We start from the raw sequence: 13635 nt of genomic DNA on the forward strand, positions 1-13635 counted from the left end.
TCGGCTGCGTTAGAGTTCCAGGACGAGCTCGTCTTTCATTGATTTTTGCAACGCTTGCAATCGTGCAAACAGCTCTTTCACTGTTGGCTGCATTGCTGCTTCGCCTGCCAAGTCGTGCATTTCCAACGGGTCTTTTTGAATGTCGTACAATCGCACTGCCTTGGCTTTGGGGTAGACGATGAACTTGTACTTGTCGGTGCGAATGCTCCGCTGCAGATTGAGGTAGCAACCGTAAATCTCGTCCAGCGAACCCGATTCTCCTGCGAGCATCGGCAGCACGGAATGGAACTCGACGTGCTCGGGTTTCGCGGCACCCGCCAATTCGAGTGTCGTTGGCATCACGTCTTGCAAGTAAATCGGCTGCTCAATTTTCGCGTTCTTTTTCACGCCGGGACCGACGGCGATAAAAGGCACGCGGACGCTGTGGTCGTACATGTTTTGTTTGCCGAACAAACCGTGTTGGCCAACGGCGAGCCCGTGATCGGCGGTAAAGAAGATCCAAGTATTGTCGGCTTTGCCTGACGCTTCGACCGCTTTCAAGATCCGGCCAATCTGGTCATCCATGTGAGTGATCAACGCGAAATATTCGCCGCGATGGACTTGCACCGCGTGCTCGGTGCGTGGGAAAGGTCCCAGACGCTCGTCACGCAATCCTTTGCCACATCCGATGGATTCCGCGAACGGATACATCGGTTGAAAGTTCTTGGGCACGGCCACGGAATCGCTGGGGTAACGATCAACGTATTCTTGGGGCGATTGGCGAGGATCGTGTGGCGCGTTGAAGGCCAGGTACATGAAGAACGGATCGTTTTGTGACGCGGCGTCGCTGAGGAAATCTTCGGCATGGTTGGCAACCACTTCGCTCCAGTGGGTGCCGCCCTGCCAAAATCCGCCAAACTTTGGATCGGATGGGGACCATGGATCGCTGCCGTCCGGCGCGGGACGGTTGTAGCCAGCCGGAGTGTCTTTGGGCATTCCAGGGCGAATGTCTCGCGCGACGTCAAACGACTTTTCCGCACTCGCGGTACAGTGCCATTTGCCCGTCATGTAGGTGCGATAGCCAGCGGACTTCATCATCTCGCTCCACCATCGTCCCTCTTTGCGTTCGTTTTCGCTCGTTTTGTAGATCGCGTTTGCATTCCAAACGTATCGCCCCGAGTTCAGCATCGTGCGGCTGGCCACGCAAACCGCACCGCTCCATGACCCCATGTTGTAGGCGTGTGTGAACGTGGTTCCACGGCGTGCCAAGGCGTCGAGGTTGGGAGTTTGGATCTCGGGATTGCCAAGTCCAGCGATCGTGTCAAAGCACATGTCATCTGCGAAAATGAAGACAATATTGGGTTTTTCCGCGGCCGGAGCCGCTGCTGTCAGTATCGTCGCGGCAGTGAGGGCAAGGACGACTCCTGCGAGTAGACGGGGAATCATGGGGTGAAGTCTCTTTGAGGAGTAGGATTCGCGCTTAGGAAATTTAGTTCTGAGCATTCTTTAAGGTGGGGCTTAAGGTGGCAACGAGCCCCCAAAGCCAGTTGGGTAGGGTGATTCCCAGCGAACTTGACGCGTCATTCTAGCCAAATCAATTCTCGTTTTGCAGTTCTGCAGCAGGGAAAATGCGTCTTTGCCATGTTTCTGATTCGATGGACTGACCCATTTGGTGAGCCGAACGCGCATAGCGTCGGGCCGCCGCTCAGTAAAACATTGGCAAAATGGGGCCCGCAGCGAGTGACGTCGGCTCGCAAATACGGGGAAAATGCGTCTTTGTCGTGATTTCGGCGAGGGCGAAGCGTGAAAAACCGTTCTTTCGGAGGTTCAATCCTTGGCGGCTTGCGCTTAAACTACATGATGTCGACTGTCTCTCTACTAAAACGTACACGTATGCGAGCGGAGGAGCACATCATCTTATTGAATTAGCCACTGAGTCGTCGTGGTTCGCTTGTGATCTTACATCCTTGCTTGTGAACCCATTTTATGGTTGCCCGTCTATTCACCGTGCTGGCAACCAACCCAAAAAGCATCTACGCGACACGAAAGGTGACGAATGAACGGATATGGTGCGTTTAGCGACGACTTTTACTTGAACATGATTCTGACGACCGAAATGGATCTGCCCAAAGGTCGTGAATCAATCCTCCATTTCTTTGAACAAATCCGCCGCCGTTACCCGAAGATGCAAAACTTCTACGGCCGCGAAAAAAACGAGTTTGTCTTAGAAGAAGAAAAAGAGGCGGGAGCCTATCGCTGGGTTTCGACCGAATTGAAACGAGTCAACTCGGGAGTCGTGAATCCAGAATCCGCCGAGGCGATCGATGATCTGCACCGCAGCGTGCTGGAGTTGATCCCCTACGAATTATCCGCCAGTCCGCTGGATTGCGAATCGCTGAGCGTGATGTTCGGTTTCGACTTTGCCTACCGCGGTAACCACAACGATATCCTCTCGGAAGTCGTTGGGGTCGCACCGGGTTTGCAAGGGTTCATGAACCTGCCCTTCGGAAAAGTGTTATCGCACGAACCTGCGATTCAATTTGCGTTGGACGAAGAGTGTCGGACGCAGTGCCGGATCAGTTTCGAATCGCGTACCAATGCCTACCAAGTTCGCACGGGCGATTACAGCGAGGATCCGATCAGCGTTTATCTGACGGTTCGCCGCTACGATAGCTTGGGACCTGACGAAACGTATGTTCACGAATACGATCGCTTGGTCGCGCTTGGACGCGACTTGATCGACGAGTATTTGGTGGCGAGTGTCTTGAAACCACTGCAAGATGCAATCTCACTGCGTTAAATAGCAGCCCGGCAAATTCGCCGCATCTTACTCCCCATACCATGCCGCACCCCGACTATAATTCAGTCGGGGTGGTCCTGGCTAACTGCGCAGCGGGGGTAGGTGATGACTTTATCATGGCGATCGGTACGAAGAGCGGCACGCAAAACGATTTGCAGGGAATGGGCGGTCGGCTTACAGCGTCTCAAGACATGGTTGGGGGCGTTGCGTATTTCCGATCAAGACGATCGGCGGCGGGCTTTGAATTGTTCGATTGTTCGATCTTGTCGAGACGTCGTCGCTCGCGCATCCATGAAGCCGCGGTTCGCTTTTGCGCTGCAACGATTGGAGTCTCGTTGCATGTTGGCTGGTGATTTCGTGGCTGCCGAAGGCGAGGGAAGTCCGTGGCAGAATCCGGCGAATCGTTTCGATGTAAACGATGACACTATGGCGGATATCTCCGATGCACTTCTCCTTGCCAACGAATTGAATGATCCTCGGTATATTGACGCTGATGGGAAGTTGCCAGACACGCGGCCCGATGATGTGCTTCTATTCTTTGACGTCAATGGTGATGGATTTTTGAAGGAAGACGATGTTGATGAATTGGCTGAGGAAATAGGGTTTGGGCAACCCAAGAAGTACGATTTTGGTGATGCTCCGACGTCGGCCCAGTCCGGGTTCGCCTCCAGTTATCCCACCGTGGATGGCGCGAGTCATCGAATCACAAGTTTGTTCTTGGGCGAAAGTGTTGACGACGAAGTCAACGGAATTCCTGATGCGAGCGCTGGAGTCGATCGAACTGGCGGTGACGACAAGGATGGCATTGACGACGAAGATGGCATCCGTTTGCTGGCGACATTGATCGTATCGAAAACAACTCCCGCGACCTCCAGCATCAATGTGGTGGCATCGGGCAACGGAAAACTTGATGGCTGGATCGACTTCAACCGGGACGGCGATTGGAGCGACGCGGGCGAACAGGTTTTCGTCAGTGAGAGTATCACTGCGGGCGCCGAGAACACTCTGAACTTTACCATCCCCTCCACTGCAAGCATCGGATCGACCGCCGCACGATTTCGCTTCAGTTCCAGCGGAGGGCTGACGTTTACCGGTGAAGCCAATGATGGTGAGGTCGAGGACTATGTTTGGGATTTGATTGATGAGCAAGGTTTTCCAATCGCGTTGGTCACTCCCGTTGGTGAGACCACGCAAATTCGGTTTGAGAACAATCAAATCGTGGTTAACAACATGGCCTCATCCACGACCGATTTGTTTTCATCCGGTTTGCAGAGTATTTCTCGCCTTGATGTGTTTGGGAGTGATTCGAGCCAAACGTTGAAGCTGGATTATGCCACCTTAAAAACGTTGCCTGTCGATCCGGTGGCCAGCGATGTGGTACGACTCAACGGCGGCGAAGGAATCAATACGCTCGCGATGGAGGGACTCGAGCAAACGCTTGATCTCAGCAGTTTGGTCGGGAAAGTCGACAACTTTTCCATCTTTGATCTGACCGACGACGTCATGGCCGAGGTGTTGGTGGATCCTCAATCGGTCCGCAGTCTGGCGCCGACTGCGAAAACGATTCGGGTCGTCGGTTCACAAATATCTGAAACCGAGCGTGACGAAATTCGATTCACCGACCGAACCGAGTGGATGATCGGGCCTGCATCACACGACGGCGGTGGAAAAGCCTTTCGCAACGTAGTCTCCGGCAGCGGCACCGAGCGAGTCACGGTCGAGGTCGACTTGCCTGCGCCTTGGCAGAATGTGCTCACCGCCGAAGATGTCAATAACGAAGGCGGCATCACAGCGATCGATGCACTGATGATCATTACCGAGCTTGAATTGAGAGCCTATTCGGAATTTGGCGGAAGGTTGGCAACCGATTCGACGCCAGCGTCTCCGCTGGCATTGGGTGGTAAAAGTCGATTTTTTGACGTGGATGGCAACAATCTTATCACCGCGTTCGACGCGTTGTTGGTGATCAATGCGATTGAATTGCAAGGACCTAAAGCCGCTGTGGTTGGCGGTGGCGGAGGTGGTGCAGGCGAACTCGTGGCCTACGATTTTGCAACTTGGCCATCTCGGATCGATTCGCAGAGTGCAGAGGGAGCGATTGAATGGGGTGCCGGAATCGGCCCTGAACCCCCAAAACCTATTGGGTTCTCGCTGCCTGAGGAAACGGACGTACCGCTATCGGTGCGTGTGGATGCGGTCGAAAAGGTCGCATCCGAAGTGGATGAAACGCGAGTTTCCTTGTTGCCACTCAGTCTGGGCGATGAGTGAGGGCGTTTGTAACTGCCGTATTTCTCCGCAAATTTGCGATTGATCATCGAGAGAGAAATTTCTTCGTGCTGGATCCTGGTGGCGATGGCTGGTCGAGTGGACTAAGATCAAGGCCTGTGTATTCTGCCTATTCTTCGCAGTCTCCAGACTATTACTCCCCCGATTTTTCCTGAAGCAACGAGGATGTTTTCCTATGAGCCGTCGAACCACGCGTAGAAACGTAAAACGCCGACGACTTGGTGCTGAATTGCTCGAGGACCGCCGTTTGCTCGCGGTCATCGATTTGCTTCCCGTGGTTGGAACCACGACCGAATCGAACGGGATGACGGTCGTGACGGCAAGTGGCGGATCGACCGTTCGCTTCGAAGCGACGTTGACGTCGGCGGAGCAGGCGGTCCGCGGCTACCAATTGAACTTTGCCAGCAGTGCGTCGTCGTTGGTAATTGACGAATTTTTTGAATCCACAGACTTCCCGGTCTTCATCGACACGATTCTCAATCGCGATGCCGGCGATTCGGTCGTTTCGAGTTCAGCATCCACGGCATTGGGCGTTCCGCCGACCCGCAGTCTAGGGACGTTTGATGTGATGGTTCCGGATGTGGCGGGTGATTATCAATTGACGCTCAACGCGATCGGGGTAAACCCGTCCAACCGAACACTGATTGTCGATGCGGAAACCAACTCGCTTCCGATCACGGACTATGGTGATGTGATTTTACGAGTCGCTAATGCGAGCGAGACCGTGGTGACGACCACGCTGGCGACTCAATCGCAACTCGAGGACGCCAACACATTCACGGTCAACGTGACCCTTTCGCAAATTGCCAAAGAGGACGTGATTGTTCCTTTCACGTTAACAGGTACAGCGGTTGAGGGAGATGACTTCACGGTAACGCCCAGTCCGCTGACGATACCCGCAGGCAACATGTCAGCGAACATCACGTTCACGGTCAACGATGACTTGTCGGCCGAATCGACTGAGACAATCATTGTGACATTGGGCACTCCAACCGGTGCAACACTGGGGGCCCAGAACACTCACACCGTCAATCTCGTTGATAATGATGACGGTACTCCGACGGCAACGCTTGAACTAGCCGCCCCAACGGTCCAGGAGAACGCGGGTTCGGCGGTCATGACCATCAGGCTTTCGTCGCCGAGCGAATTTGACGTCGTGCTTCCCTTCACAGTCACAGGTAGTGCAACACGAAATACTGACTTTGTGATTAGCAGTGACTCGATTTTGATTCCGTCTGGCGAAACAACTGCCAGCATCAATATCGCGATCACCGATGACTTCGAGTTAGAAAACAACGAAACGGTCATCGTCAAACTCGACACCCCCACCAACGCCAAACTTGGATTGCCCAACCGACAAGTCTTGACGATCGTCGACAATGATGACGTCGAACCGCCAACGGTCAGTTTCCGCTCGTCGGCATTGACTGTCGGCGAAAATGTGGGGTCAGTCTCGCTGATCGTCAACTTGTCCAGAGCAAGCGACGCTCCGATCACGGTTCCGTTCACTTTCAGTGGATCGGCGAGTTCCAACACCGATTTCACGATTTCATCAAGTCCCATCACGTTTGCTGCGGGACAAACCTCGGCCACGATCACATTGAATGTCAATGACGATGCGATTGTCGAAGGGGACGAAGTCGCTTTCGTGACTTTGGGAACGCCAACCGGTGCAATACTAGGGGCTATTCCTACCGAGACCGTGACGATTAGCGACGATGATCAGCCACCACCACCGACCATTAACATCGAGCAGTCCACGCTGAGTGTCATCGAAGGCAACACCACGGTTTCGGTGACCGTTAGTTTGTCAGAAGTCAGCGAGTCATTTGTCACCGTCCCATTTTTCATCACAGGGACAGCGACCAGTGAACAGGACTACGCCAGTTTGACCAGCGTCGTCGGTTTTGCTGCAGGCGAAAAAACGCGAACTTTCACGATCAATATTTTCGAAGACAACTTGGTCGAAGGCGACGAAACGATGATCGTTTCGCTCGGCGTCCCGAACTTTGGTGAACTGGGGAACGTGCGATCGACAACGATCACGATCCTGGACAATGATATCGAAGGCAGCAATCCAGTGATCGACTTCACAACCGAGCAGCAGGTTGTGCCCGAGTCGGCTGGGGTTGTGAACGTCACGGCAAGGCTCAGTGTTTTGACGACGCAGCTGATTGTGGTTCCCGTGACCATTGTTGGCACCGCGACCAATGGCACCGATTATGTCATCGCACAGCAAACACTTAGATTCGAGCCTGGCACGAGTACAGCGAGTCTGCCGATTGAAATCATCGACGACAACGAGTTGGAGTCGACCGAATCGTTCACGTTAAGTTTTGCACCGCCCACTGGATTTGATTTGGGCGTGAACCCAACTCAAACGATCTCGATTGTCGATAACGATTCGCCAACGTCGGCGGATCCGGTGGTTGATTTCTCAACCACCAATCAAACCGTCAGCGAAGATGGTGGCAACGTCTCGATTTCGGTCATTCTTTCCTCCGTATCGGAATCGGAAATCGTAATCCCTTTTGTCGTGACAGGAACGGCAACCGACGGAACTGACTATACGATCAGCACCAGTCCGCTACGGATTGCGGCCGGGCAAACCTCGGGCACAATCGTGGTCACTGCGATTAGCGACAGTGAAAATGAGGGTGATGAAACGATTGCGGTCACGCTGCAGAGTCCTACGGGTGCGACGCTGGGAACCAGCACCACGCACACCATAACGCTACAGAACTCAGACCCTTCGGAACCCACTAACCCGATTGTCACGCTCGCCAATGTCAGTCAAACGGTTAGCGAAGGTGACTCCGCCATCAACGTGATCGTCAATTTGTCGAAGACAAGTGAATCTGCGATCACGATCCCTTTCACAGTGACTGGGTCGGCGACCTCGGGAAGCGACTTTGTAGTCGCGGCGAACCCTATCACCATTCCCGCAGGGCAAACGTCCGGCAGCATTACGATCAACTTAGTGGATGATGCCGTTGTCGAAGGTGTGGAAACGGTCGTTGTTACATTGAATCAACCGACCGGGGCAAACCTTGGCGAGGGCACGGTTTTTGTCGGCTCGATTCTCGACAACGATGAAAACGGTGGGGGCAACGGCGGTGGATTGGTCATTCCGGGTAACTTCGCACGTCCGCAATTGATAGCAGCGAGTAGCCAATCAACTGCGGTTCTGTTTGGCGCAACCAAAAACACCACCTTGACGATCGGTCATGTCGGCTCGACGTCGGTCAACGCTCAAGTCATCTTGTTCGACGAAGATTTGAATCCGATTGCCGACGATGCCGGAGGCTTGTTGACGGCGTCTTTGACGGCTGGAAACCTGTATGCATTGATCTTCAATGCCTCAAACGAAGACCAGATCGTGATTGTTCTTTCGTCGGCTGGCAACGATGCGATTAGTGGCGTCAGTCCAACCAATCTGATCCAATCGACCGATGTCGACGGCAGCGGCGAAACGACAACATTGGATGCGTTGATGGTCGTCAATCAACTGGGGCGACAAGCCAACGGCGAAGGGGAAAACGTCCTCGTGCCAGGTCGCTATTACGATGTCAACGCCGATGGACGCATCACTGCAATGGATGCATTGCGAGTGATCAACGAGTTGTCGCGAAACAGTGTCAGCAACGGAGCAGGCGAAGCGGTTGCGACTCCGTTGGATAATCCATTCGCTAGCGAGCAATCCAGTGCCGAACCGATAGACGCATCGGCGTCGGCTCAATCGCCACTCGTCAGCGGATCCACCAAGATTGCGACGTTTGCGGAACTGCAGACAGCAAGCGAGAACGCGAATCCGGATGTGATTGAAGTGGCAACGGTGCAAATCGATGCCGTCTTGGCTGAAATGGATGACGCGTTGCAACTGCTGGGCTAGGACATCCCTGAATTGCCAGCAATGCGATTGTTGTCCGATGTTGGAAACATTCTTTCCAAGGCTTCACCCGCCTTGGAAAAATTGTGGGCAATTGCGGCGTCTATGCAGGTATGCGGATGAGATTCGGCATATCAAAATGAGTCACTCTTCCCTTATCTCCAACCCTTCACCCCCGGAAAGCCGGGGGAGAAGGGAACCAGAATACTTTTTTACCGGAATTCAAGGCGGCGGCAATTACCGCATCTTGCGAGCTGAATGGGCGTCAGGAAGTGAAGTTAGCGAATCAAAGATCTGGATTTGATCAGTCAAAAATTGAAAATCTGTAGTTTTTCTTAGTTTCACGTCGCGATTGGTCCGGCGGTTGCTTCTCAGGCTTAGTTAAGAGGCCGCAATCTGGCTTCGGAAAACACTTTATTCAAGGATCGAATCATGTTAGTGCTCAGCCGAAAAGTGGGTGAAACCATCCAAATTGGAACCGACATCACCTTAACCATCAACCGTGTCGCCGGTGGCCGAGTTCAAATTGGAATCGTGGCACCCCGCGAAGTTGCCATTCGTCGTGGTGAGTTACCTGCGGCGACCAAGGACACGACTTCGCTCCAATTGGTTGCGATGATCACTGAATTGGCGAACGCTGAAACGCAAGTTCTGAATCTCTCGTCATAAATCGGTTCCTCAGCGATTATTGCTCGCAAGTTCGAAGCTGATTGCTGAGGCCGTATGTTTTGTGGAAGGTCCTTCGCTCGGGATCTTTGGCCACGGGTATAGGGATCTATGAAACGATCCACACCAAAACGCATGGATGATGCGTTCAGTGTTTTTCTGACAGCGAAAGCGACGCCGTGTTCGCCGGACATCGTCGTTACACTTCGTGTGACTTGCCGTCTTGTTCGTAAACCACTTTGTAAAGATTACGTTGGCGATCGTTCCAATTCTGGACTGAACCGGCTTCGCGATGGCGACGCAGCTGTTCAAAATCCAGGTCGTGGATGATCACCGTTTCGACATTCGGATTGCATTCTGCCGCGATTCCGTCTCGAGCAAATTCCACGTCTGCTGGCGTGAAGATCCCTGATTGAGCGTAGTGGATGTCCGAGTTCTCAACGAAGGGTAGGTTTCCGGTACAGCCCGAAATCGCCACGTACAAGTGATTCTCGATGCAGCGAGCCTGCGCACAATAACGCACTCGCAAATAGCCATGTCGTGTGTCGGTGTTGAACGGCACGAAGATGATCTGGGCACCTTTCTGTGTCGCGATTCGAGTCAACTCGGGGAACTCGATATCGTAACAAATCTGGATTGCGATCGGCCCACAATCGGTTTCGAATACCTCGACTGATTTGCCGGGATTCACTCCCCACCATTTTCGTTCACTTGGCGTGATGTGGATCTTGTATTGTTTCCCGATCGAACCATCGCGGCGGAACAAGTAGGCAATGTTGTAAAGCGTTCCGTTTTCGATCACAAACTGTGATCCGCCAATCACGTTGATGTCGTATTTGACCGACATCTCCGTAAACAGATCGAGGTACTGTGGCGTAAAGTCAGCGAGTTGGCGTGCCGCTTGCCCCGGACGACTTGACTCGACACAGGAAAGCAATTGCGTCGTGAACAGCTCGGGGAACAAGATAAAGTCGCACTTGTAGTCCGACGCAGTATCGAGAAAGAACTCGCATTGCTGAGCAAATTCATCGAAACCGCTAATCGTTCGCAATTGATACTGGACGACACAGACGCGAATGGGCTCGACGACGTGATGGAAACGTCGTTTTGCACCCGGTACGTATTCGATGTTGCTCCAGATCGCATGCGTGGCGTAGCCGCACGATTCGGTATCCGATGGCAAATAGTTGGGCGTCAATCCGCGAACGATAAAGCCATTGGAAAGCTGGGCGGTTAATACCGGATCGTAGTTCTCTTTTTCGACCACTGAATCGATGTACTGACGTGCCGACATCGTGTCGGCGTGTTTGTGGTATCCGGGAATCCGCCCGCCGATGATGATCTGGGAAAGATTCTTTTGGCGACACAGTTCTTTGCGCGCATCGTACAACCGACGCGACAATTTCATACCGCGAAATTCGGGATCGACCATGATCTCGATCCCATACAGCGTGTCGCCTTTGGGTTTATGGTTGCGAATATAGCCGCCATCGGCGATCGCTTTCCAGTTATGCCATTCGAGCGCCGAGTCGTATTCCATGATCAAACTGGAGGACGAAGCGGCCAATTTGCCGTCGATTTCCACACAGATTTGGCCTTCGGGGAAAAGCGACAACTGACTTTCAATCTGGTCGCGGCCCCACGGTTCCATTCCTGGAAAGCAGCGTCTGGAAATCTCGACCAATGCATCGTAATCGTCGATGGTCAGCTGACGCACCACGATCTTCCATTCAAATTTAGCTAGATCAAGCGGTTCCATTACTGTCATCCCTTATGGGTTTTTTCTGCGAGTCCACGACGGCATGTCGAGTTCTGTCGCGTTTAGATCAACTTCGAAAGCATCATCGTGGCGAGCCCCAACACTAGGAAAAATCCACACATGTCGGTGACCGTGGTCAGCAGGGGCCCACTGGCGACGGCCGGGTCAAAACCAAATCGTTTCAACAGCAAAGGCACCACACCGCCAATCGATACTGCCACAATTGTATTCGCGAAAAGGGCGATGCCGACAACGATTCCGAGATACGGATTTCCGTTAAACAATACGGCGACGATTGCAACAAGCACCCCCAGCGCCGATCCGTTAATCAACCCCACCGAAACCTCTTGCCACCAAACTCGCAACATTTCGGTGGGCCGGACCAATCCAAGTGAAAGTTCTCGCATACTAACCGCGACGGCTTGGTTGCCGCTGCATCCACTCATATCACTAATGATCGGTAAAAATACGGCAAGGGCAATCACCGCTTGCAGTGTATCTTGAAAGTAGGCGATCACACCTGCGGCACCGATGTTCAAAAACACATTGATGCTCAACCAGCTCAAACGTCGCCGAGCTCTCAACCATATTGGCATCGTACGAAGTTCTTCGCCGCCGACGATCCCTTGGCTCTTTAGGTAATCGCTTTCGGCAGCACGCGTTTCTTCGTAATGCACTGCCTCGCGGTGCACGATTCCCTGCAGTTTGCCCTGCTCGTCGACAACGGGCACGGCGAGGTAATTATGAGAATCAAACAGCTCGATCAAATCGTCAAGCGGTGCCGTGGCTTGCACCGAAATCGGATCTCGAATCATCAAATCGGCGAGATGTTCTGCGCGTTTGACGAACAACAAGTTTTGCATCGGCAAGACGCCGACCAACCGATCCTGGTCGTCACAAACGTAGGCGTAGCGAACATCGAAGTCGCTGTAATCTTCGCCGTGCTCGCTCAGATCGTGGATCACATCGCGAACCGACATTTGGTCGTTGAAGCGAAGCATCTCGCGAACCATCATCCCGCCCGCTTCATCATCTTCATACGATGACAATTCGCGAGCCGAAGCTGCCTCGTCGCTTGGCAATTCGTCTAAAATTGCTTCGGCTTGCTCGTCACTTAGGTCGCCCAGCAAGTCGGCTTGCTCGTCGCTTGGCAATTCTTGGACGATTGCCGCCGCAGTCGTGGTGTCCAGCAGCGCCAGCATACGAGCCGCTTCCACCTCCGGCAAATGACTGATCAGCTCGGCCGCGTCGGCGGCATTGAGCGCCTCGAGCACCTGCATTTCTTCGGACTCGTCAAGCCGGCTGAGGGCAAGGGCTTGGTCGGCAGTCGAAAGCTGGGATACGTAATCTTCGAGCTGGACGTTGCTGCCTTCTTGAGCCAAACGCAGCAATTCTTCCCAAGGACGATCGTCCACTTGGGCTACACCGGACGATGATTCATCAGAGCTGGGCATCAACGACTCTTTCGTGGATGGAGAAAACACTTGATAGCATTACTCGGCGTTGGCTAGCGACGCGCGTGCGAGTGAAATTGGATCGGTCACAACAGGATGGCAAGCCGTTTGGAAAGTCTCGACGCGATTGGCTTCCACCCTTCAGTGGAAGTTTTGATAGCGACGGGGGCGTTCGCGTTCAAGACGGCGGCATGCACAAGTGACCAGCTTGACGAAATTTTCCGGAAACCGAAACCGCAGCTCGCCAAGGAAGTGGCAAGATGCTTTCCAATGGAAAATTAATTGCCGCTAAGAGCGATATCCGAAAAGGGGTCTGACCCTCTCCGGCCAGGCAAAAAACTCAACAAAACGACTCGCTTCCAACGGGTCAGACCCCTTTTCGGATACCCTCTAAGAACAGCAACTTTCGAGCGAAATCGATTGTTCAAAGAGTTTCAGAATGGGCTGGTACACGATCGGTTCGCGGTACTTTTGTTCGATCGCAACTGCTTCGCGAAGCAGGCTGTGGGCCAAAATCCTATCGCCCGCTTCGGATGCACGCAGTGCTTGTTCGCCGAGCTCTTCAGCCAACGCAGCGTCACGTTCCACCGTGACCAACCAAATGGCAGCATGGCCCCAACAGCGAGATTCTTCGCCTCGAGTCGCCTTTTCCGCCATCCCTGCCTGACGACTCCGCAATCCTTCCAAATTCAATCGTGAACTTCCAAATTGTGTCGGCCACTGGCAACCAATCCAAAGCGATTTGGCTTGGTGCAGTGCTTCTTTGAAAGTGAGTGAATCATTCATAAATTTGGTTAAAATC

The 13635-nt window shown here is 53.2% G+C and carries 8 protein-coding genes; 4 read left to right on the forward strand and 4 right to left on the reverse strand.

Annotated features, from left to right (window positions below; translation table 11 throughout):
• Positions 1-9: 9 nt before the first annotated feature.
• Positions 10-1425 (reverse strand): sulfatase-like hydrolase/transferase, encoded by a 1416-nt coding sequence (locus SH528x_RS22415; RefSeq protein WP_442505683.1) that lies wholly within the window; start codon positions 1423-1425, stop codon positions 10-12.
• Positions 1426-2035: 610 nt separating this feature from the next.
• On the opposite strand from SH528x_RS22415, the gene SH528x_RS22420 reads away from it, so the two are divergent.
• From SH528x_RS22420 to SH528x_RS22435, 4 genes are all read left to right on the forward strand, one after another.
• A complete protein-coding gene (locus tag SH528x_RS22420) occupies positions 2036-2779 on the forward strand; it encodes a hypothetical protein (RefSeq protein ID WP_442505684.1) in 744 nt (247 codons plus the stop codon).
• Between the two features lie 339 nt (positions 2780-3118).
• Positions 3119-5047 carry a GEVED domain-containing protein gene (locus tag SH528x_RS22425; RefSeq protein ID WP_442505685.1) on the forward strand — a complete coding sequence of 643 codons (1929 nt, stop codon included), beginning with the start codon at positions 3119-3121 and terminating at the stop codon, positions 5045-5047.
• 193 nt (positions 5048-5240) lie between these two features.
• Complete coding sequence (locus SH528x_RS22430) at positions 5241-8957, forward strand: Calx-beta domain-containing protein (protein ID WP_442505686.1); 3717 nt, start codon at positions 5241-5243, stop codon at positions 8955-8957.
• A 429-nt stretch (positions 8958-9386) separates the two neighbouring features.
• The gene (locus SH528x_RS22435) at positions 9387-9623 is read left to right on the forward strand and encodes a carbon storage regulator (protein ID WP_442505687.1); all 237 of its coding nucleotides are present in this window, start codon (positions 9387-9389) and stop codon (positions 9621-9623) included.
• Positions 9624-9819: 196 nt separating this feature from the next.
• Here the strand turns inward: SH528x_RS22435 and SH528x_RS22440 are convergent, their stop codons facing one another.
• The 3 genes from SH528x_RS22440 to SH528x_RS22450 all read right to left on the reverse strand — a co-directional run bounded on the left by SH528x_RS22440 (position 9820) and on the right by SH528x_RS22450 (position 13619).
• Positions 9820-11379 carry a GNAT family N-acetyltransferase gene (locus tag SH528x_RS22440; protein WP_442505688.1) on the reverse strand — a complete coding sequence of 520 codons (1560 nt, stop codon included), beginning with the start codon at positions 11377-11379 and terminating at the stop codon, positions 9820-9822.
• Between the two features lie 62 nt (positions 11380-11441).
• Positions 11442-12833 carry a magnesium transporter gene (gene mgtE, locus SH528x_RS22445; RefSeq protein ID WP_442505689.1) on the reverse strand — a complete coding sequence of 464 codons (1392 nt, stop codon included), beginning with the start codon at positions 12831-12833 and terminating at the stop codon, positions 11442-11444.
• A gap of 390 nt (positions 12834-13223) precedes the next feature.
• A complete protein-coding gene (locus SH528x_RS22450) occupies positions 13224-13619 on the reverse strand; it encodes a hypothetical protein (protein WP_442505690.1) in 396 nt (131 codons plus the stop codon).
• Positions 13620-13635: the final 16 nt, after the last annotated feature.

The organism is Novipirellula methanifontis, from assembly GCF_052161655.1.
Classification (GTDB): Bacteria; Planctomycetota; Planctomycetia; order Pirellulales; family Pirellulaceae; genus Novipirellula.

Coding starts and splice junctions, on each gene's coding strand:
- SH528x_RS22415 (WP_442505683.1), bottom strand. CDS start 1,425: ATGATTCCCCGTCTACTCGCAGGAGTCGTCCTTGCCCTCACTGCCGCG.
- SH528x_RS22450 (WP_442505690.1), bottom strand. CDS start 13,619: ATGAATGATTCACTCACTTTCAAAGAAGCACTGCACCAAGCCAAATCG.
- SH528x_RS22430 (WP_442505686.1), top strand. CDS start 5,241: ATGAGCCGTCGAACCACGCGTAGAAACGTAAAACGCCGACGACTTGGT.
- SH528x_RS22420 (WP_442505684.1), top strand. CDS start 2,036: ATGAACGGATATGGTGCGTTTAGCGACGACTTTTACTTGAACATGATT.
- SH528x_RS22440 (WP_442505688.1), bottom strand. CDS start 11,379: ATGGAACCGCTTGATCTAGCTAAATTTGAATGGAAGATCGTGGTGCGT.
- mgtE (WP_442505689.1), bottom strand. CDS start 12,833: ATGCCCAGCTCTGATGAATCATCGTCCGGTGTAGCCCAAGTGGACGAT.
- SH528x_RS22435 (WP_442505687.1), top strand. CDS start 9,387: ATGTTAGTGCTCAGCCGAAAAGTGGGTGAAACCATCCAAATTGGAACC.
- SH528x_RS22425 (WP_442505685.1), top strand. CDS start 3,119: ATGTTGGCTGGTGATTTCGTGGCTGCCGAAGGCGAGGGAAGTCCGTGG.